Here is an 18,916-nt window from a genome sequence, read left to right on the forward strand (position 1 = left end):
AGCGTGGGAGCCGTACGCACGACGTCGGGTTCGCCGGTCTTTCGTCAGGCTCGTCTTCTCGGCACTGCCTCGGTTCGCAGAGGCGGTCAGCACAAGGTCCTGACTTCCCGACGCCGGAAGGCGTGACATGACATTCCCACCCGCTGCGCCCGCCCCGCCCCTGCTGGTGGAGGTCGAGGCACCCACCAGCGCCGCCACGGTCGTGACAATCACCGGCGAGATCGACATGGTCAGCGAGTCGCAGGTTTGTACCGTCGTGACGGACGTGTTGCGCCGGAGCCGCCCACACCGCCTCGTGCTGGACATGAGCGACGTGACGTTCCTGGATTCGTCCGGTGTTCGTGCCCTGATCCAGTGCCGCGACCGCGCGGAACAACTCGGCGCCCGGCTGGAAATCCACCCGGCCCATGAGATCGTCCGCCAGGTCCTGAGCATTTGCGGCATCGCCGACCTCTTCCTACTGCAGGAGCAGTGAACGTCGCCCCCGGCTCGTCGGCCCCGTGCGAGCGGTCCGCGGACCGCTAGGCTGCGAAGGTGGCCGATGAGGACGTGGTTCGGGAGCTGCTCGCGGCGATTCCCGCGGGCTGCACCTGGCTCCTGCCGGTAGCGGACGACGACGGCACGGTCGCCGACTTCCGGATCGCCGCGACCAGCAACCAGATCCGTGACATCTACGGCCGCGGCACGCAACGGCTCGGCGGCCGGCTACGCGAGCTGTACCCGTCCATGGTGGGTGGCCCGCTCTGGACGCTCTATCTGGAGGTGATGCGGACCGGCGCGCCCGCGACGATGGACGACTTCCGGTTCGAGGAATCCCGTCCCGGCGTGGTCGCCGAATCCCGCTTCCAGGTCAGTGTGCAGCGGGTGCTGGGCGGCCTGCTGGTCTGGTGGCAGCGGATCGACGAGCACCGTCGCCGGCTGGAGAGCACGGAGCTGCTCGGCAGTCTCGGCTGGGCGGAGTACGACCTGACCACCGGCCGCTCCGAGTGGTCCCCGGGGATGTACCGGATCTTTCAGCGCGACCCCGCCGACGGCCCCCTGCCCCGCACCGAGCAGGCTGCCGCGGTCCTGCCCGAGGACCGCGGGATCGCCGAGGCAGCCTGGCAGACCCTGGACGTCGGGGCCGCCTCGGACGTCACCGTCCGGTTCCGGATCGGCGACGCGGTCAAGCACCTGCGGATCCTGTCCAACCTGGCGCGGGACGCCGCCGGCCAGCAGGTGAAGATCTACGCAGTGGTACAGGACGTGACTGCCCGGGTCGCCTCCCGCACCGAGATCGAGCGGCTCAGCGACCAGGTCCGGGTCCGGGAGCTGACCGCGATCGCCGAACACCGGCTGGCCCGGCAACTGCAGCAGATGATCCAACCGGTGCCCGCCGGCCCGTTCGAACTGGACGGCATGGCGGCGATGGTCAGTTACCTGCCGGCGGAGAGCGCCGTGCAGGTGGGCGGCGACTGGTACTACGCGCAGACGCTGCCGGACGGACGGGTCGCCCTCGCCGTCGGCGACGTCGCCGGGCATGGCCTGGAGGCCGCCAGCGGCATGGCCCATCTGCGATTCGCCCTGGTCGCGTGGCTGTCAGTGGGCATCCGCGACCCGGGCCTGCTGTTGCACCACCTGAACCTCCTCTGCGTCCAGCTGGGCATCACCGGCACCGCGGTGATCGGCGTCTACGACCCCAGTACCCGGCTGCTGCCCTGGGCCCGGGCCGGCCACATGGCTCCGCTGCTCGGCCGCGACGGGCACAACATCGAACTCCAGCGGCCGCCCGGCCTGCTGCTGGGCGCCGAGACCGAGATCGACTTCCCGGTCGCCACCACCCAGTTGCACCCCGGCGACCTGATCCTCTTCTACACCGACGGGCTGATGGAGCGCCGCGGCGACGTCGCTCAGCGCGCCGCCGAGGTACGCGCCCACCTGAGCTCGGTCTCCGCCGAGCCGGGGATGGATCCGCTGCCCCGCATCCACCGGCTGCTGCATGCGCCGAGCCCCGACGACGACACCTGCACCCTGGCCGTACTCGTCGACAAGTGAAGCCGGTCAGAGTCTGAGGCAGAGCCGGACCAGCGTGCCGCCCGGCACCGCGAGCGTCTGGACCGAGTCGCAGATTCGCTCCACGATGGCCAGGCCCCGCCCACGGAACGCCTCGGCGGACGGCATCGCCCGGCCGAACGCCCGCGGACCGCCGCCGTCGACCACATCACAGAACAGGTGGCCGTTGTCGGCCCAGATTTGGATGTGCCCGCCGCCGCCCGAGTGCTGCAGGGTATTGGTGGTCAGTTCGCTGACCGCGATAGTGAGCAGGTCGATCCGCTCGGCCGCCATACCCAGCGCCCGGGCCCGCTCGGAGACGAAAACGCGGACCGAACGCAGGTCGTCGGGCTCCGAGTACGTCATGCCCGCGGCGTCAACCGGCTGCTCAGGCATGGCGATGCCCTTCGGCCGGGGCCCGCAGCAGCGCGTCCAGCCCGGTCAGCTCAAGTACCGCGGCGACCGCTCCCCCTGCGTTGACGACAAAAAGCCGACCGTTCCGGCCGCGCGCCGCATGATGGGCGGTCACCAGGGCGTGCACGCCCGTGGAGTCGAAGAAGCTGACCTCCGCCACATCGACGAACACCGCCTTCTCGCGGCTTACCGCGTCCAGCAGCACGTGGGTCAACTGGTCGCGGGCCGTAAGGTCGCAGTCGCCGCTCAGGACCACCGTGACCCGACCCTCCCCGGCGGCCGTCCTCGCTTCGAAACTCGCCATGGACCGCCGCACCTTCCTACCCAGGAACAGCCTGCCAGCCCATCATGTCATCCGGCGTTGCGAGGAGTCGCCGAGACCAACGCCTCAGCGGCTCCGCCGCGACCCTGGCGGCGTGGCCGCCGACCCGGCGCGTCGCTGTTCGGTGGGTTCTGGGCCGTTCATGAGGCTTGGTACGGCGTCGATCACGCGCAGCCATGGCCTCGCCACCATCGTGGATGATTCTCACGGCCCCGCGAGAACGTGATTGGTGGAGGACGGCGCTGGGTATCTGCCGACCGCGCTCGGAGACACCGCAGCGAGAACGGAGCTAACCATGCTGATCCTCGGCCTCATTCTCCTGTTGCTCGGCATATTCCTGCATGTATCGATCCTGTACACGATCGGCATCATCCTGCTGATCGTCGGTGCCGTGTTCTGGATCCTGGGCGCGGTCGGTCGCCCGATCGGCGGTCGCAGATACTGGTATTGATCGCCCGCCACGGGCCCGTCTCGTCGTACGTGATCCCGTGTCCCCTCGGCGCAGGGGCGCCCGCCGAACCGGTGGGCGCCCCTGCGCCGTGCTGGCCGAGCGTCACCCCTCGAGGCGGGCCCGCCTGCCTCCCAGCCTCCGACCTACCCAGCCTCGCGCCACCGTTCGACACCTATCGCGGTACGGCACGAAACCACCCTTCCCGGTCGCCGGGGTCGGGTCCGCGCCGGGGCAGCACCGGCGGGTCCTCGCCGGTGACCGGCGCGTAGTGGTCGAAGTGCGTGGTCAGAACGGCCTCGCCACCGGTGAGGTCTGGAAGCGCCGCGACGACCTGCGGTACCCGCGACGACGGCAGCGCGCCGCTCACTTCGAGATACCCGCCAGCGGCCGAAGTGTCGTGGACGACCGCTCCGAGCCGGCCGAGTAGCCCCATCACCGCGTCCACCGTGTGGTGCGCGAGGTTGACGTCGAACCGTTCGATCGGCTCGCACACCCGGGTGCCGGCCTCGCGGAGCGCCGCGGTCACCACGACCGGGGCGAGGTTGCGGAAGTCCGCCGCCACACTCGAAATCGACTTGTCGAACTTCTGGTGCGGCTTGCTCTGTCGCGGCCAGTACTGCGAGGACGTCATGGTGACCGTGCAGTCGGTGACCGGCCAGCCGTGGCGGCCGTGGCGGAGAGCGGCCCGCACACCCTGCTCCGTGGCCGCGATGAACGCCGGTGGCAGCCGGCCCGGTTCGATCCCCGGACGGAACTCGATCCCGTGTCCCACCTCGGCGGCGTCGATGCGCAACCCGAGCCCGGCCAGGTACGGGTTCCCGCGCTCCTTGACCCGGTCCTCGGCTGCTCCGGTGCCGACGACCCGTTCGATACAGGCCGTCAGGGTGCTCGAGAATCTGACCCGGACGCCGTACCGGTCCTCCAGAAGTGCGGCCACCACCTCCTTCTGGACCTCGCCGTGCAGGCGGATCACCGCCTGCGCCTGCTGCTCGTCGAGCCGCAGATCCACCAGGGGATCCTCGTCGGCCAACTCGGCGAGACCGGCGAACATCGTCAGCCGCTGCGCCGGGTCGACGGGCTCGACAAGCGCCTGCCGGGTCGGCGGCGGGAACCGGTACGCGTTCCGCCGGGGCGGGCTCCCGACGTGCTGGCCGATCCGGGCCGACAGGCCGCGGACCGCCGCGATCTGGCCGGCGGACGCCGACGGGCGCACCACAACACCGGCGGGCTCGCTGACGGCGATCTGGGTCACCGCCTGCGGCCGGGCCCCGGCGACCTGCACCCGGTCCCGTACGCGCAAACTCCCCGACCACAACCGCAGCCAGGCCCGCCGGCCCTTGTCGTCCCGATCGACGGCGAAGACCGTACCCGCCAGCGGGCCGTCCCGCTCGTCGCAGCGCGGCAGCAGGTGGGTCAGGATGTGGCGCAGGTGCGGCACTCCGGCTCCGGTGATCGCCGAGCCGCACGCCACCGGGCTGAGCGCGGCGCCGCGTACCGCGTGCCGCATCGCGATCCGTACGTCACGGATGCGTGCCCGTTCGCCCGCCAGCCACCGGGCCGCCACCGCGTCGTCGACCTCCGCCACCGCCTCCACGACCGATTCGGAGTCGAGGCCGATGGCCCGCACCCGGGCGTCTCGCTCGCCCGGAGAGGTGACTGTGGTGAGCATGACCACTTGCGCCGCGAGCCGCTGGCGTACCTGGGAAAGGACCCGGTCGACGTCGGCGCCGCGGCGGTCCACCTTGTTGAGGAAGAACACCGTCGGCACGCCGACGCGGCGCAGCGCCCGCCAGATCGCGACGGTCTGCGGCTGGACGCCCTCCACGCTCGACACCACGAGTACGGCGGCGTCCAGCACGGCCAGGGACCGCTCGACCTCCGCGATGAAGTCGGGGTGACCCGGCGTGTCCAGCAGGTTGATGCTCAGATCGCCGAGCCTGATCGACGTGACGGCCGCCCGGATGGTGATGCCGCGCCGACGCTCCAGCTCCATCGAGTCGGTCCGCGTCGTTCCGGCGTCCACGCTTCCGGGCCGGGACACGGCCCCGGCCTCGTACAGCAGGCGCTCGGTCAGGCTGGTCTTTCCGGCGTCAACATGGGCGACGATTCCGAGGTTCACCAAGGACAAGGCGCAACTCCACGGTAGGACGGTCAAAGGTCCGGAGCGTGGAAGTCGCTCGCATTGTCACTCCTCGTCGTGGTCGGTGTGGCCATGCGGCCCGCCGGCGATCCATCGGCGCAGGCGATCCCCAGGTTCACACGGTCGTTGCGACAGCCGCGACCGAATTTCTCGCCCAGGCGGCGTCGCCCGGCCAGGCCTTGTCCCGGGACCGATCCCGTTCTGACGCGGCTGTCCCGGTGCCCCGGGGCCGCGTCGGTCAGCTGAGTTCCGCTGTCAGAACCGCCGGGACGTTCACCGCCGGTCCGGTCAGGTCGTAGGCCGCCCGGACCGCCGCGGTGACCACCGGAACCGTCACGCCGGGCACGACGTCCTCGACAGCGCCGACGGTGGCCGGCTCGAAGTCGTAGCCGAGTTCGCGGTAGGCGGCGGTCAGCACCTCGCGGAGACGGTCCGAGCCGGCGACCTGGATGACCGTGCTGAACAGCCAGCCGTCACGGGTCACCCGCTGCGCCGAGCCGACGATCTTCATCCCGCCGGCGTTGATGCTGTACTCGCCGGGGCAGTACTCGCCGGCGACCGGGCCGATCCGCGCGTCGACGCCGAGCCGCACCAGCAGCGCGGCATGCAGCGCCGCGAATCGCTGGAACCGCTCGACCGGCTCGGGGGACGCCTGCTCGGCCCGGCACACGTGATCGACGACCACGCTGCCCCGGTGGTAGGCGGCGAGGCTGCCACCCTGCGGGCGGACGACCGGCGCGAAACCGAGGCGGTGTACCGCTTCGGCCGCCCCCGGATAACCCGGCCGCAGCGTGTCGCGGCGGCTGAACGCCGCGGTCGGCTCCGGCGAATACACCCGCAGGATGTCGCGGGCCTCCCCCAGGCCGCGCCGCAGCAGCAGCGGCCCGAGCGCCACATCGTGCGCCGGGCCGCCCGCCAACTCCTCGTCGAGGAGTACCGCCGTCACAGCCGGGCGATCGCCGAGGCCGGGTTCTCGATCGCGTCGGCGACGCTGCGCATGAAACCGGCCGCCACCCCGCCGTCACACACACGGTGATCGAACACGAAGCTCATCTGCGTGATCTTACGGACGCGGACCTGCCCGTCGACCACCCACGGCCGATCCAGGATGCGGCCGAAGCCCAGGATCGCCACCTGCGGATAGTTGATGATCGCGGCACTGCCGTCGACCCCGAAGCCGCCGTAGTTGTTGAGCGTGAACGTGCCCGCGGACAGTTCCTGCGCGGTGGCGCGTCCCTCACGGGCGGTGGCGGTGAGCCGCCGGATCTCCTCGCCGAGCCGCGTGGTGGTCATCGCGTCCGCACCGATCACGGCCGGCACGACCAGTCCCCGGTCGCCTTGCACCGCGATGCCGAGGTTGATCCGGTCGTACTCGACGATCTCCTGCCGCTCGGCGTCGAACCGGGCGTTGAGCACCGGGAACTCGCGCAGCCCCGCGACCACGAACCGCGCGATGTAGGCGAGCAGCCCCGGGCCTGCCGGGTTGCTCTCGCGCAGCTCCCACAGCTCGGTCGCGTCCACGTCGACCCACACGGTGGCCTCGGGGATCTCGGCGCGGCTGCGGGTCAGCGCGGCCGTCGCGGCTTTGCGGAACCCGTTGAGCGGAGTACGCCGCTCCCCCGCGCCCGGCGCAGGCGACACCGCCGACCCGCCCGACGCAGCCGATGCGGCCGACAGGGGCGGCGCAACCGACGGCGATGCGGCGGGAGCGGATCCAGCGACGGCGCGCTCGACGTCCGCCCGCAGGATCACACCGCCAGGGCCGGTCGGTTCGACCGTACGCAGATCGATGCCGTTGCTGCGGGCCAGGTTGCGGACCAGCGGCGAGATGACCTTCGGCACCCGCTGCGGTCCGGGGCCCGGATGGGCGACAGCCGCGGTGCGGGCGCGCGGGCGGCGGCGCCGGGTCGTGGTCGCGCCACCGGAGGTGCCGTACCCGATGAGGACGTTGCCGGAGCCGGCCTTCTCCTCCTCGCGGTAGGCCGCGGCGGCCGGTTCCAGCGCCTCGACGGTGATCAGCGGCTCGCCGACCGCGAGGGTGGTGCCCGCCGCCGCGTGCAGGGTCGCGACCCGGCCCGCGTACGGCGACGGCACCTCGACCACCGACTTGGCGGTCTCCACCTCGGCGATGCTCTGGTCCACGACCACCTCGTCGCCCTCGGCCACGAGCCACTGCACGATCTCCGCCTCGGTGAGCCCTTCGCCGAGGTCGGGCAGGCGGAATGTCTGGGCGGCCATCACTGCTCCCACTGCAGGTCGTCGACGGCGTCGAGCACCCGGTCCACGCCGGGCAGCTGGAAGTGCTCCAGTTTCGGCGGCGGGTACGGGATGTCGAAGCCGGCGACCCGGCGGATCGGCGCGGCCAGGGAGTGGAAGCACCGCTCGGTGACCCGGGCGACGATCTCCGAGGAGACGCTGGCGAACCCGGCCGCCTCGGCGACCACCACCGCACGGCCCGTGGAACGCACGGCGGCGCAGACGGTCTCGTCGTCGAAAGGCACGATCGAACGCAGGTCGACGACCTGCAGGCTGCGGCCCTCCCGGGCGGCGATCTCGGCGGCCTCCAGCGCGACCGGCACAGCCGGACCGTACGCGATCAGCGTGGCGTCGGTGCCCTGGCGGCGCACCACCGCCGTGCCGATGCCAGGCGCCCGGACCGGGAGTTCGACCTCCTGCTTGCTCCAGTACAGCTTCTTGGGCTCCAGGAACACGACCGGGTCCGGGGATGCGATCGCCTCGCGCAGCAGCGCGTACGCGTCGGCCGGGGTGGCCGGTGCGACGACGTGCAACCCGGGCGTGTGCGCCCAGTACGACTCGGAGGAGTCGCAGTGGTGCTCGACGCCGCCGATGCCGCCGGCGTAGGGCACCCGGATCACCATCGGCAGCGCGACCCGGCCGCGGGTGCGGTTACGCATCTTGGCGACGTGGCTGACGATCTGCTCGAACGCCGGGTAGGCGAACGCGTCGAACTGCATCTCCACGACCGGGCGCATGCCGTTCATCGCCATGCCGACGGCCATGCCGACGATCCCCGACTCGGCCAGCGGCGTGTCGAAGCAGCGCGTCTCGCCGAACTCGGCGGTCAGCCCGTCGGTGATCCGGAAGACGCCGCCGAGCGCGCCGACGTCCTCGCCGAACATCACCACGGTCGGGTCGGCGGCCATCGCGTCGCGCAGCGCCTGGTTGAGTGCCTGCGCCATCGACAGGGTGCGGACCTCGGTCTTCGGTACGGGCCTGGCGTCGAGAACCGTCATCAGTGCGCTCCCTCTCGGCTCAGCTCGTCGGCCACCAGCGCCGCCTGCTCCTTGAGCTGCGGGGTCGGGCTCGCGTACACGTACTCGAAAAGGTCGTCGGGGTTGGGGGTGATGTCGGCGTTGAGGCCGTCGCGCAGGTGCGCGGCCACCCGCTCGGCGTCGGCCGTGAAGCGGGCGTCGACGTCGTCGGTGAGCAGCCCCCGCTCCCGCAGGTGGGTCCGCAGCCGGGTGATCGGATCGCGGTGCACCCACGCTTCGACGTCGGCGTCGTCGCGGTAGCGGGTCGCGTCATCGGCGTTGGTGTGCGCCTGCATCCGGTACGTGTGCGCCTCGATCAGCTGCGGGCCCTCGCCCGCGCGGGCCCGGTCGACGGCCGCGCCGAGCACCGAGAGCAGCGCGGCCATGTCGTTGCCGTCGACGCGCTCACCGGCGATGCCGTAGCCGATGCCCTTGTGCGCCAGTGACGGCGCCGCCGACTGCCGCGACAGCGGGACGCTGATGGCGTACTCGTTGTTCTGCACGAAGAAGACGACCGGGGCCTTGAAGACCGCGGCGAAGTTCAGTGCCTCGTGGAAGTCGCCCTCGCTGGTGCCGCCGTCGCCGCACATCGCCATGACGACGGTCGGTTCGCCGCGCAGGCGGGCCGCGTGGGCGACGCCGACGGCGTGTGGCAGCTGGGTGGCCAGCGGTGTCGCATGCGGAGCGACGTGGTGCTGGTAGGGGTCGTAGCCGCAGTGCCAGTCGCCCTTGAGCAGGCTCAGCGCCTCGACCGGGTCGACGCCTTTGACCACGGCCGCGACGGTGTCCCGGTAGGTCGGGAACAACCAGTCGTCGGCGGTGAGGACCTGCGCGGCCGCGACCTGACAGGCCTCCTGGCCGTGCGAGGACGGGTAGACGGCCAGGCGGCCCTGCCGGACCAGCGCGTACGCCTGGTCGTTGAGCCGGCGGGCGGTGATCAGAGCCCCGAGCGACCGGATCAGGTCCGCGTCGTCCGGGACGGGGTACGAGCTCTCGACCGGCCGCCCCTGTGCATCGATCAGGGTGACCGGGTCCGCGGACGGCAACAGCCGACGGGGGTCAGATGTCATGGGCAAATTGTGTGACCATCGCCATTTGTGTTCCACAACACGGGGAAGAACGAGAAAATGGCGTTCCAGACCGCCGTCTCGAGAGCCAAACGTCCAGGTGAACGGGCCTTCAGGCCGGGAGGGGAAGACAGGTGGCCAGCACGCTCGACGACGTCGACCGCCAGATCCTGGTCGAGCTGAACCGCGACGGCCGCATGTCGATCCGTACGCTCGCCGAAAGGCTGCACATCTCCCGGGCCAACGCCTACGCCCGGGTGCAGCGCCTGCGCGAGACGAACGTGATCCGAGGGTTCCGCGCCGACGTCGACCACGTCGCCGCCGGGATGGGCACCTCGGCGTACGTCACGGTCAACCTGCGCCAGGCCGAGTGGCGCGCCGTCGGCGAACGGCTCCGAACCCTGCCGGGGGTCGTACACATCGCGCTCGTCGGCGGCGACTTCGATGTGATCCTGCTGGTCCGGGCCAAGGACAACACCGACCTGCGCCGGCTGGTCCTCGACGAGATCCAGGGCATGCCCGGTGTGGTCAACACGCGGACCCTGCTGGTCTTCGAGGAGTTCGAGCCGCCGACGGCCGCGGCGATGTGGGAGGAGTAGCAACGCGGTCAGTCGTGCTCGACGCTGCCCTCCCTCGCACGGCCCCGGCGACGGGCATCGCCGGTGTTCCGGGTCCAGCGCTGGAAGCTACGGCTGCCTGAGGCGACTTCCGGGTCGCCACACACATGTAAGTAACCCATGGCGGATGAGGCCGGGATGACCAGCGCGCGGTGAACTGGAGAGACCTCGATCCCCATACCGCCGACGCAGTCGGCGTCGACCCGGAAGGGCACTTACGTGTTCGACAACAACGGCTCGTTCCTGCTGGCCGCCTTCGAGTTCTTCATCTTCCTCGCGTGGTTCATGGGCCTGTTCTGGATCTTCGGTGACCTCTTCCGGAGCAAGGACCTCGGCGGTGGGGCCAAGACCCTGTGGTCGCTGTTCCTCATCTTCCTTCCGATACTCGGCATGTTGATCTATCTGATGGCCCGTGGCGGCGGCATGACCGACCGCGCACTCGCCGCCCAGGCCGACCTGCAGAAGCGGCAGGAGGCCTACATCAGGTCGGTCGCCACGTCGAACGGCGGTAGAGGCAGCGTCACCGAGGAGATCGCGTCGGCGAAGGCACTGCTCGACTCCGGCGCGATCAACGCGAGCGAATACGAGCAGCTGAAGGCCAATGCGCTCGGGAAGAACACCGCCTCGCTGGTCGCCTAGAACGGTCGCGGCGCGTGCGTAGGGCGCGGCCGGGTGGGCGCGTCCACGCGCGCCTGGACCCAGTTCGGCCATGCTGCTGCCCACCCATGACGGGCCGGATGGTGACACCGTGACCGGCTGCTCGGATCCCGAACTGAGCGCTTAGCCCTGCCCAGGGCTCGCGAATCGACGTTGCAGAGGCCCCAGTGCGGAGCGGCTCAATTTGTATCGTGCGGCAACTTATATTGCCTTGAACCGCCCTCGCCTCGACCATTCTTTCCGGCCGGACGGCCCTTCTTTTTGCTGTCCCCCCTGCATTACATTCACTCGCCATGACCCGACCGGACTTGCCGCGCCTCGTCGAGCAGACCCGAGCACTACTGTTGCTGCAGATGTACCTGACGCTGCTCGTCCTGGTTTTCATGACGCTGCTGATGCAGTTCTTGACCAGCGCTATGGGCCCGTCTCGTGGCGACAGGTTCCTCACCGTCTACGTGATCCTGGTGTGCGTCCCGTTCGTCCTGGGGCTGTCGGCCTGGATGTTCCGCCGAGGGCAGGTGCTCGGCTGGATCCTTGCCTTCGTCGCGGAAGTGGTCAGCTTCTCAATCGCCGTCGGCTCCATCCTCGGCCCTTTCACGGGCATTGCGGCGGTCATCCTGCTCGTGGTGGCGTCCTGCATCCTGGTCAACCTCTTCCGTCCCGAGGTCCGCCGGTTCTTCTTCGGATAACCGCCGTTCGGCTCCGGGGCCGCCCGTCGTCGACTCAGTGTGCGGAGTCGTCGTCACCGGATCCGCGGACTTGTCGCGCAGCCACCGGCGCGTGACGTGGCTGTGTGCCGCGGCGACAGAGGCCGCCATGAGTTCGGCCCGCGATGACACCGGCTCGGTCGGGCATCCACCGATGACGTTGACGGCCGCCCCAGTCGGATGCGCCGGGGCGGCCGTCCCCCGGTCACAGGGCCAGACGCTGACCCGGCCGGATCAGGTGCGGGTCGCCGCCCAACACACCCCGGTTCAGCCGGAACAGAGTGCGCCAGCCGCCCTTGATGTGGTGCCGCTCGGCGATCGACGCCAGCGTCTCGCCGGCGCGTACGACATGCACCCGGGCCCGGTGAGCCCGATGGGTGTCGTGTGTGCGGTGCGTCTTGCGAGCCTTGTGCGCGGCGGCCCGATGATGCTTCGGCGAGCCCGCCTTGGCGCCGCATACCGGCCACGCGCGGATGCCCTGGGTACGCAGGACCCGCTCGGCGACCGCGATCTGCTGCGCCCGGGTGGCCTTGTCGGCCGTACGGGCGTACTTCGTACCCCCGTGACCGGCCCAGGTACGGCGGCTGAACTGCAGCCCACCGTAATAGCCGTTGCCGGTGTTGATGTGCCACCTGCCGCCGGACTCGCAGCGGGCGATGGCGTCCCAGTTGACGCTGGACGCGGACGCCGGAGCGGCCGGGCCGAGCAGGGTCACGGCGCCGGTGACACCGGCCGCGATGACGCCCAGCACGAGGCGGGTGGGCTTTCGGAACTGTGCCATGACAGAGAACCTCCACGCCTGCGAGGTCAGCTGTCGGGTTCGGGCTGAGGCGCCCGGCCGCGGTCTGCGGCTTCACCCCGAGGCGCGCGGCAGCGCACCGAAGAACTAGTGGGTCCCCCGCTCCAAGCCTGGTTGAGGAATGCCCGACGAGCGGCGGCTTGGATTCGGCGTTACCGCCCGCGGGGCCCGCGTTGGCGGACGCGGGCGACGGTATCCACGAGAATTGTGGAGCCGCAAAGAAATCCAGCCGGATCGTGAGATCGATCTCTTGTTCGCCGGCCTCACGGCTACCCGGATCTGATACCGCTACCGGTCCCCGTCACCGCTCGGTCTGGCAGGCGCCCGGTACCGGGTGGACGGATGCGTGACTGATGCAACAATCCTGTGCGGACCAGGAGGTCCGCCCTGTCCGCGTACCGAGCGAACACGCCCGTACGCGGCCGGATGCCTCAGAGCGCTTGGGGGTCGCCGCTACGCACGGCCTCGGTCCGGCTGCGGCCGGTACGCAGCATCCACCACAACTCCCCCGGGACGGCACGCCAACCGCGGGCGCGCGCCGCCTGGTAGGTGGCCCGTCCCATGAGGAGTACGCCGATCCAGAAGCTCACTTCGGCGAGCACGAGGATGGTGACCACGGTCCATGCGGGGGCGCCGGCGGCGGCCGCCACAGTTGCGGCGAGGGCCCACGGCAGGCTGGTGAGCGCTAGCAGCGCTCCGACCCGAAGCTTGTTCACGCGCTCATCATGGTCCATCGCATCAACAGCTACCCCGGCGGGCGCTTGCGTCCAGCTCATTGATCGCGGCGAGGAGGGCGGTCGCTTAGCGTCGCATGGCGAACCGGTCGAGTGAGCAGCGACGGCGCGGTTGCCTTTTCAGCTGGTTGATGCCGCACGCCACGGCGTGGCGCTGCTCATTGAGCTCGGGATCAATGGTGGTGGACGGCCGCCCCTCGACCCGAGCATGCGCCGCCTGGCGTCCTGATCGGCCTTGCAACTGCTTATCAACCCGAATCACATCATGCCGGGGTATCCCTCGGCCCTGGCGGCGGCCAGGTTGCTTCGATCACACCAGGCCGGTCGGGACAGCGGGAACCGCGTCGCCTCCATACCGTCGCCCGATAGCTGATCGAGTTCAGTGCTTACGGGGCGGACCAAGATGAATCGACCAACGACGGAAGGTATCGGACACGCAGGGTCGCCGACGTCGACGACAGCGGTGCACGCAGGGGCCCGACGCAAGCACGCGGCGCTCCTCGCGGTGGCCACGGCGGCGCTGCTCGGCACTACCGCATGCAGTGCCGTTGAGCCCACGTCCGCGAGGGACGCGGCGAGCCCCGCAGTGTCCAGCGCCGCTGCGGCAACGTCCACCTCTACGGCTCCGTTGCCGTCGACAGCGCCCGGCGTCTACAAGCTCACCGGCAATCCTTGCCAGGCCATTGACGCCGCCGCGATCGCCTCCGTGGTCGGCCGCACCGACCAGCCCGCGCCAAGCCGGCGAGCGGTCTCACCCCGGCGATCAGCCGCTGCTCGATCAACTACCGTGCACACCGGCTCAGCGTGGACATCAACCTCGTCGACGACGCGTCCACCGAGCCGATCTACCAGCGCATGCGCGGCGCCGCGGCGAAGCAGTTCTCGATCACCGAGGTGTCGGGAATCGGCCAGGGCGCGTACCTCTATGACGACCCACAACTCGGTCCGCACCTGGCCACCTACGACGGCAACCTCAACCTCGAGATCAGTCTGATCCCGCGTGGCGGCACCGTGCCTGACGCCACGACGCTGCTCACCCAAGTCGCAACCGGCACCCTCGCGAAGCTACGCGCCTGACCGGTAGCCGACACATCTGATCCGCTGGGGACTACCGCACGGATGCGGCATTCCCCCGGGGGCGCTGCACCTGTCGGCGAATGACCGCTCCAGGCTTTGAGAACGGCCGGCTACCTCAGTCCCGCCAGACGGTAGAGCACCAGGGAACCGGCGACGGCCACGTGGAGGCTCAACCCCGTACCAATCATGGGGATCTCCACCACAGCGTCGAGCAGGTCAACGGCCTCCACCGGAATGCCATCGGCCTCGTGCCCGGTCCTCCTGCCGAGCCACTGACCATCGCCCGGGCGGACCAGAATCCCCTCCGCCCGGGCCATGTGGAGTCAGCGGCCGGCCGCGACGACCACCGGGTGACTGTTCATGGTCGAGTAGTCGTTGTACAGGGACGTATTGACGCGATACGAGGCGATTGCTTGCAGGACATCGCCGTCATCGGCGTGCCATCCACCTCGGAAACTCAGCCGAAGCTCGGCGTTGTACGGTGCGTCCTGAGCAGTGAGGGTGTCAGCCACCTCACCGGCCAGCAGAAGGGTGGATCTGCTGAGGTTCACAACCTTGACGTACAGCTTGAAGTCCCTGACGTTCTCCATCAGCTCCTTGCCGATCTCGACGTTTCCGATCACGTCGAACGGCTCCCCATTCGCGACTGTGTCGGATGCGAAGAACGTGCCGACATCGGCAAAGTAGACGAGCTTCAAGGCGGCATCGTACTGATTGCTTGGCATCCCGCTCTCCCTTTCCTCAAGGCCGGTTCTTGACGCCGCGCTGCGTCGGAGATGGTCCGAGGCCTTAGTCACTAATCCGGTCGGGCCCGTGGGAGAGGTGCGGCTCTCACTGTCCACTGTCGCACTCCGAAATGATCCGCTTCCATGGATGTCACCCTCAGAGTGATGAACCAGTTTTCTCGGCGGCCCGGGAATGTGGGATAGGGCGACCGATTGCGATGGGTGTGTCCGAACCGGCCGAAACAGGTTGCTCGCGCAATCAAGTTGCAGCAGGAGAGTTCTTTCGAAGAATGGTGTCGCGTTGTGTGCCAGCCCCCAGCCCACCGCCATGGCGAGGGTGCTGGGCATCGCCGCAGCAACCACCAATTCCCGGTCGCGACACCGTTGTTTTACCGACGCAAGCACTGCAGGCAGCCTGCGCGCCAGACCAGCAAGGTCCTTGGTGGTGAAACGATGCGTATGCCAGTCATCACTGTCATCCACGCTCCATGGTGGCTGGATCACGTGGTATTCCGTAACGCCTCTACCCTCGAAGATCCGCTTCGGGTCAAGGTGACGCAGCGTCATTGTCAGGGCGATAATCAGCCCGACTCGTCCGGCTTCGTCGGAGTCGTGCGAGGTCCGACGCTCTACCGTCAGGGCGTCCATCGACCGCGATGGTGTCCATGGCAGCGTAAAGAAGGCCTCGGCTGCGCCCGTACCGGTGCCTGAAGGCCAGCCGGTCAGCTCCACCAACCGCGGATCGGCGGTGACTGGCAGCTGCGCACCAACGGCGATCGCGGCTGGCCATGGCATGTCGCAGGCCAAGGCCAGAGTTCCGGACTCGAAGTCGAGGTTGAGCATCGCCTCAATCGCTGCAGCGACAGCGGTACAGGCCGGCGCAATGTCGACCGGATGAGCTGGAGTGTCAGATGCGTAGCTGACCCATCGAGTGATGGACCTTGGTGTCATGTGACGCCGCCGGGCCAGCGCCAGCAGCCTGAGGTGGCGTTCACGCATCGATCGGTCCAGATCAATCGACTCGTCCAACAGCCGCACATGCACCACATGGGATGGCATCCGCTGAAATGAGACCAACCATCTCAACGAAACCAGCAACCCGGACAGACCGGCAATCAACGCGAGACCGTGCGTTGGCAATGTCCAGGCCGGATCGATCAGGGGCACGGCATCGGCCAGCACAAGCGCTGTCGAGGCGACCGTTACGGCAAGGCAGGTCGCAGAGAGGAACCAGGCAAGAGTCACTCGCGTCCGGCTGGGCAGCCGGCGATGCGGGCGTGGGGCCACGGGAACTCTAAGCTGCCCACTCAACGGGCGCGTCAACAGAATCGATGACTTTCACGCTGCATCCTATCCGGCCAAGATTATTGATTATCCACAAAGGCAGGGAATCAAGATCGGGCATTTGGATCGGGGGGTCCGGACGGCCACCCACTCGCAGGGCACCGCACCACACTGCGAGCGGGTAGCGAGTCGAGCATACCGCCCTTGGACACAGCATCTCCATATCGCACGGCCAGTTCACACGGCAGTGTTGTCATCTGTTCGGAGATCCTCTGCGGATGGCCTGTACCCCTCATTTGGTCTTGCGCCTGACGCGCCGGCCGGGGCGGCACCCTCCACATTTCTCTGATCGAATCAACCCGACATTTTCGGTCCCTACGATCATCGCGCCGCCACTCTGAATCGAGTCCACGGCCATACGGATCGGCAGCCGCCGGGCGTTCTTGCTCTCCAGAGGGCAGCCCGCGCTCGGCAGGTGAGCTGAACACCATCCTCGTTCAACAGCTCTGTGGCAAGCAGCCCGAACGCCATGTCCAACCGCGCTTCGCCAATCAGCTCCGGCAGCAGGAACCGCGTACGGTAGTCCGCCTTTCGGTCGAACTCAGCCAGCAGCTCGGCAACGTGCTCCTGGGCCATATCCCAGCAGCAGAGCAACCCATCCTCCACTGCCTGGGGATCTCGACGTCGCATCATTGCGTCGTGCCGGCCTGTCGCCGCACACACCGCTTGATCGCGCGATGCTCGTAGTCGCTCATGGCGTCAGGTTAGCGACGACCTCTTCGGCATAGCGATACACACCGCGTGCGCTCACCGGCCGCCGACCGAGCGCGACGGCGAGTGATCGACGGCTGTGGAGCTACGGACGTCCGATCGTGCCGATGTGAGCGCGTTCGACTAGTGAGCGCGTTCGACTAGCGTGCACACATGGCCGAGTCTTTGGACCTCTCGAGTCCGGCTTCGCGTCGGGAAGCGCTCCGGATGGTTGACGTAGATGATCCTGGCCCTTACCACGCGATGCTCCGCGAGATCTTCGACCTCGAAAGGGCGTGGCGCGAAGGCGCGGACATGGGCGAGAGCGACGAGTACGAGCAGATCTACGTGACGGCCTTTCTACTGTTCCTCATCGGTGATCCCGCGGACTCGCCTCGCCTGTATGGGGCAAAGTTCCGCACGGGCGACATGGACTTGGGCATCGGGTTCGACGCCCAGGCCATCTTCGGAGCGGGCCGGGACGACACGCTTCAGTGGCTCCTGGAGAACGGATACACCAACGAGCACGCGCATCTGTCTGAGTGGTTGTCACAGTCGGAAGACCCGGAGATCGAAGACTGGGCTCGGTACACGCGCGATTACTTCTACTCACCAGACGGCGTGCTGCTCCTGGATCCGCTCTAGACACGCCCCCGGCCAGCTGGATCCGTCCGCTCTTGGCGCCGTCCGGGAGCCTGATGTCCCCGGCTTACTCATCCGGCTCCGACAGCGGGCGGCGGTGGGCACTCATCCACGCTTCCACGTCCTGGGCAAGCCAGACCTTTCCCTGGGCCAAATCTGCGATGGGCTCCGGGAAGTCGCCTCGGATGGTGATCTGATAGGTCCGTTGTCGGCTGACCCCGCCGAGCCGGACCCGGATTTCTTCGGCCCCCATGAGATGAAGTCGCATGCCTACCATGCACATGACAATAGGCATTCGACCACCTTATGCCAAGGTGCGTAATCCGGGATCGACTCTGCCCGATCCCGAGGCCGCGGCAGGCGTCGCGCCAGGCGAGCGACTTGTAGACCGAGCCGTTGTCCGACAACACCCGTTCGACGGTGACGCCGCGGGCCGTGAACCAGGCCACCGCGTTGCGCAGCACGTCGATGGCGGTGACGGCCTTCTCGTCCTGACGGATCTCGGCATAGGCGACCCGGGAGTGATCGTCGACCACGGTGTGCACGAAAGCGGTACCGATCTGCGGGCGTGGACGCGCCTTGGGACGCGCGTGCCAAAGCGTCCGCATCAGGACCCACCGTCGTGGGCGGTCTGCGACACGCGCTCTGCGATTTGACGGGTCGGCTCGTCGAAGAGCACGAGACGGACCACCTGCACAGTGGACTGCTCCGCTTGCAGCGCCGCCAAGGCCTGCGCGACGGCATCCTCCTTCGGCCAGCGATACACACCGGAAGAGATCAACGGAAAGGCGACAGACCGTGCCTCCAGCCCGGCGGCGACCGCCAATGATGTCGAGTAACAGCTGCGCAGTAACGGGGACCGGTCCTCGTCCGTACTGAATACCGGCCCGACGGTATGGATTACCCACCGGGCGGGTAGCTGCCCAGCGGTGGTGGCCACCGCCTGTCCGACCGGGAGTCCCTGTCCGTACCGGCTGGCCCGCAAAGCACGGCACTCCTCCAGAATCGCTGGGCCGCCCTTGCGGTGAATTGCCCCATCGACTCCGCCCCCGCCGAGTAGCGACGAGTTCGCCGCGTTCACCACGGCATCGACATGTTCGGCCGTGATGTCGCCAGTGACCAGCTCGATCCGCATTGCATCACACCTCTCCGGCTCGAACTTGGGCAGGAACGCCCTGCCGTGCGAGTAGGCAGCATTGAGGATGCTACGCGGCGACCTGCATACGG

Annotated in this window: 21 protein-coding genes, 1 pseudogene and 1 riboswitch; of the genes and pseudogenes, 8 read left to right on the top strand and 14 right to left on the bottom strand. The window is 68.8% G+C overall.

Features of this window, described 5'->3' with window-relative positions; genetic code table 11:
- Positions 1 to 127: 127 nt before the first annotated feature.
- Complete coding sequence (locus EV385_RS02095) at positions 128 to 475, top strand: STAS domain-containing protein (protein WP_130507908.1); 348 nt, start codon at positions 128 to 130, stop codon at positions 473 to 475.
- Between the two features lie 59 nt (positions 476 to 534).
- Positions 535 to 2,034 carry a PP2C family protein-serine/threonine phosphatase gene (locus EV385_RS02100; RefSeq protein WP_130507909.1) on the top strand — a complete coding sequence of 500 codons (1,500 nt, stop codon included), beginning with the start codon at positions 535 to 537 and terminating at the stop codon, positions 2,032 to 2,034.
- 6 nt (positions 2,035 to 2,040) lie between these two features.
- Here the strand turns inward: EV385_RS02100 and EV385_RS02105 are convergent, their stop codons facing one another.
- Positions 2,041 to 2,427, bottom strand: coding sequence for an ATP-binding protein (locus tag EV385_RS02105; protein ID WP_130507910.1), 387 nt, complete (start codon positions 2,425 to 2,427; stop codon positions 2,041 to 2,043).
- A complete protein-coding gene (locus EV385_RS02110) occupies positions 2,420 to 2,749 on the bottom strand; it encodes an STAS domain-containing protein (protein ID WP_130507911.1) in 330 nt (109 codons plus the stop codon). The genes EV385_RS02105 and EV385_RS02110 overlap by 8 nt, the downstream gene beginning before the upstream one ends.
- Positions 2,750 to 3,062: 313 nt before the next feature.
- Between EV385_RS02110 and EV385_RS33705 the strand changes: the two genes are divergently transcribed.
- Positions 3,063 to 3,218, top strand: coding sequence for a DUF6131 family protein (locus EV385_RS33705; RefSeq protein WP_165449365.1), 156 nt, complete (start codon positions 3,063 to 3,065; stop codon positions 3,216 to 3,218).
- A 172-nt stretch (positions 3,219 to 3,390) separates the two neighbouring features.
- Here EV385_RS33705 and EV385_RS02115 read toward each other — a convergent pair whose 3' ends face one another.
- The 5 genes from EV385_RS02115 to pdhA form a co-directional block, all read right to left on the bottom strand.
- Entirely contained in the window at positions 3,391 to 5,337 is a 1,947-nt protein-coding gene (locus EV385_RS02115; protein WP_242625217.1) for an elongation factor G, read from the bottom strand.
- Positions 5,338 to 5,596: 259 nt separating this feature from the next.
- On the bottom strand, positions 5,597 to 6,304 hold the full coding sequence (locus EV385_RS02120; RefSeq protein ID WP_130507913.1) for a lipoyl protein ligase domain-containing protein: 708 nt from the start codon (positions 6,302 to 6,304) through the stop codon (positions 5,597 to 5,599).
- Positions 6,301 to 7,596 (bottom strand): dihydrolipoamide acetyltransferase family protein, encoded by a 1,296-nt coding sequence (locus tag EV385_RS02125; RefSeq protein WP_130507914.1) that lies wholly within the window; start codon positions 7,594 to 7,596, stop codon positions 6,301 to 6,303. Before EV385_RS02125 ends, EV385_RS02120 begins: the two co-directional genes overlap by 4 nt.
- Entirely contained in the window at positions 7,596 to 8,612 is a 1,017-nt protein-coding gene (locus EV385_RS02130) for an alpha-ketoacid dehydrogenase subunit beta (protein ID WP_130507915.1), read from the bottom strand. Before EV385_RS02130 ends, EV385_RS02125 begins: the two co-directional genes overlap by 1 nt.
- Positions 8,612 to 9,700, bottom strand: coding sequence for a pyruvate dehydrogenase (acetyl-transferring) E1 component subunit alpha (gene pdhA / locus EV385_RS02135; protein WP_130507916.1), 1,089 nt, complete (start codon positions 9,698 to 9,700; stop codon positions 8,612 to 8,614). Before pdhA ends, EV385_RS02130 begins: the two co-directional genes overlap by 1 nt.
- A 131-nt stretch (positions 9,701 to 9,831) precedes the next feature.
- Here pdhA and EV385_RS02140 point away from each other — a divergent pair, with 131 nt between their 5' ends.
- The 3 genes from EV385_RS02140 (at position 9,832) to EV385_RS33710 (ending at position 11,660) form a co-directional block, all read left to right on the top strand.
- On the top strand, positions 9,832 to 10,296 hold the full coding sequence (locus EV385_RS02140) for an Lrp/AsnC family transcriptional regulator (RefSeq protein ID WP_130507917.1): 465 nt from the start codon (positions 9,832 to 9,834) through the stop codon (positions 10,294 to 10,296).
- A 237-nt stretch (positions 10,297 to 10,533) separates the two neighbouring features.
- Entirely contained in the window at positions 10,534 to 10,953 is a 420-nt protein-coding gene (locus EV385_RS02145; RefSeq protein WP_130507918.1) for a PLD nuclease N-terminal domain-containing protein, read from the top strand.
- 311 nt (positions 10,954 to 11,264) lie between these two features.
- Positions 11,265 to 11,660 (top strand): hypothetical protein, encoded by a 396-nt coding sequence (locus EV385_RS33710; RefSeq protein ID WP_165449327.1) that lies wholly within the window; start codon positions 11,265 to 11,267, stop codon positions 11,658 to 11,660.
- Positions 11,661 to 11,883: 223 nt separating this feature from the next.
- Here the strand turns inward: EV385_RS33710 and EV385_RS02155 are convergent, their stop codons facing one another.
- Positions 11,884 to 12,459, bottom strand: a complete 576-nt coding sequence (locus tag EV385_RS02155) for a LysM peptidoglycan-binding domain-containing protein (protein ID WP_130507919.1) — start codon at positions 12,457 to 12,459, stop codon at positions 11,884 to 11,886.
- Positions 12,460 to 12,464: 5 nt separating this feature from the next.
- Positions 12,465 to 12,609, bottom strand: a riboswitch (cyclic di-AMP (ydaO/yuaA leader).
- A 299-nt stretch (positions 12,610 to 12,908) separates the two neighbouring features.
- On the bottom strand, positions 12,909 to 13,193 hold the full coding sequence (locus tag EV385_RS02160) for a hypothetical protein (RefSeq protein ID WP_130507920.1): 285 nt from the start codon (positions 13,191 to 13,193) through the stop codon (positions 12,909 to 12,911).
- An 822-nt stretch (positions 13,194 to 14,015) separates the two neighbouring features.
- Between EV385_RS02160 and EV385_RS02165 the strand changes: the two genes are divergently transcribed.
- Positions 14,016 to 14,288 carry a hypothetical protein gene (locus tag EV385_RS02165; protein WP_130507921.1) on the top strand — a complete coding sequence of 91 codons (273 nt, stop codon included), beginning with the start codon at positions 14,016 to 14,018 and terminating at the stop codon, positions 14,286 to 14,288.
- A 110-nt stretch (positions 14,289 to 14,398) separates the two neighbouring features.
- Here EV385_RS02165 and EV385_RS36005 read toward each other — a convergent pair whose 3' ends face one another.
- On the bottom strand, positions 14,399 to 14,605 hold the full coding sequence (locus tag EV385_RS36005; protein WP_423203006.1) for a TrmH family RNA methyltransferase: 207 nt from the start codon (positions 14,603 to 14,605) through the stop codon (positions 14,399 to 14,401).
- A gap of 6 nt (positions 14,606 to 14,611) precedes the next feature.
- Positions 14,612 to 16,258 (bottom strand): hypothetical protein, encoded by a 1,647-nt coding sequence (locus EV385_RS02175; protein ID WP_130507922.1) that lies wholly within the window; start codon positions 16,256 to 16,258, stop codon positions 14,612 to 14,614.
- A gap of 963 nt (positions 16,259 to 17,221) precedes the next feature.
- On the opposite strand from EV385_RS02175, the gene EV385_RS02180 reads away from it, so the two are divergent.
- On the top strand, positions 17,222 to 17,692 hold the full coding sequence (locus EV385_RS02180) for a hypothetical protein (protein WP_130507923.1): 471 nt from the start codon (positions 17,222 to 17,224) through the stop codon (positions 17,690 to 17,692).
- Positions 17,693 to 17,756: 64 nt separating this feature from the next.
- Here the strand turns inward: EV385_RS02180 and EV385_RS34770 are convergent, their stop codons facing one another.
- The 3 genes and pseudogenes from EV385_RS34770 to EV385_RS02195 all read right to left on the bottom strand — a co-directional run bounded on the left by EV385_RS34770 (position 17,757) and on the right by EV385_RS02195 (position 18,824).
- Positions 17,757 to 17,984, bottom strand: a complete 228-nt coding sequence (locus EV385_RS34770) for a helix-turn-helix transcriptional regulator (RefSeq protein ID WP_130507924.1) — start codon at positions 17,982 to 17,984, stop codon at positions 17,757 to 17,759.
- A gap of 22 nt (positions 17,985 to 18,006) precedes the next feature.
- A pseudogene (locus EV385_RS02190) lies at positions 18,007 to 18,258 on the bottom strand (DDE-type integrase/transposase/recombinase); the annotation flags it as partial.
- 38 nt (positions 18,259 to 18,296) lie between these two features.
- Positions 18,297 to 18,824, bottom strand: a complete 528-nt coding sequence (locus tag EV385_RS02195; protein ID WP_130507925.1) for an O-acetyl-ADP-ribose deacetylase — start codon at positions 18,822 to 18,824, stop codon at positions 18,297 to 18,299.
- Positions 18,825 to 18,916: the final 92 nt, after the last annotated feature.

It is taken from the genome of Krasilnikovia cinnamomea (assembly GCF_004217545.1).
GTDB classification, from domain to species: Bacteria; Actinomycetota; Actinomycetes; order Mycobacteriales; family Micromonosporaceae; genus Actinoplanes; species Actinoplanes cinnamomeus.

Excerpts from the sequence above, each read along its gene's own strand:
- EV385_RS02195 (WP_130507925.1), bottom strand. The coding sequence starts at position 18,824 with ATGCGGATCGAGCTGGTCACTGGCGACATCACGGCCGAACATGTCGAT.
- EV385_RS02095 (WP_130507908.1), top strand. The coding sequence starts at position 128 with ATGACATTCCCACCCGCTGCGCCCGCCCCGCCCCTGCTGGTGGAGGTC.
- EV385_RS02155 (WP_130507919.1), bottom strand. The coding sequence starts at position 12,459 with ATGGCACAGTTCCGAAAGCCCACCCGCCTCGTGCTGGGCGTCATCGCG.
- EV385_RS33710 (WP_165449327.1), top strand. The coding sequence starts at position 11,265 with ATGACCCGACCGGACTTGCCGCGCCTCGTCGAGCAGACCCGAGCACTA.
- EV385_RS36005 (WP_423203006.1), bottom strand. The coding sequence starts at position 14,605 with ATGGCCCGGGCGGAGGGGATTCTGGTCCGCCCGGGCGATGGTCAGTGG.
- EV385_RS02180 (WP_130507923.1), top strand. The coding sequence starts at position 17,222 with ATGGCCGAGTCTTTGGACCTCTCGAGTCCGGCTTCGCGTCGGGAAGCG.
- EV385_RS34770 (WP_130507924.1), bottom strand. The coding sequence starts at position 17,984 with ATGCCTATTGTCATGTGCATGGTAGGCATGCGACTTCATCTCATGGGG.
- EV385_RS33705 (WP_165449365.1), top strand. The coding sequence starts at position 3,063 with ATGCTGATCCTCGGCCTCATTCTCCTGTTGCTCGGCATATTCCTGCAT.
- EV385_RS02130 (WP_130507915.1), bottom strand. The coding sequence starts at position 8,612 with ATGACGGTTCTCGACGCCAGGCCCGTACCGAAGACCGAGGTCCGCACC.
- EV385_RS02125 (WP_130507914.1), bottom strand. The coding sequence starts at position 7,596 with ATGGCCGCCCAGACATTCCGCCTGCCCGACCTCGGCGAAGGGCTCACC.
- EV385_RS02110 (WP_130507911.1), bottom strand. The coding sequence starts at position 2,749 with ATGGCGAGTTTCGAAGCGAGGACGGCCGCCGGGGAGGGTCGGGTCACG.
- EV385_RS02105 (WP_130507910.1), bottom strand. The coding sequence starts at position 2,427 with ATGCCTGAGCAGCCGGTTGACGCCGCGGGCATGACGTACTCGGAGCCC.
- pdhA (WP_130507916.1), bottom strand. The coding sequence starts at position 9,700 with ATGACATCTGACCCCCGTCGGCTGTTGCCGTCCGCGGACCCGGTCACC.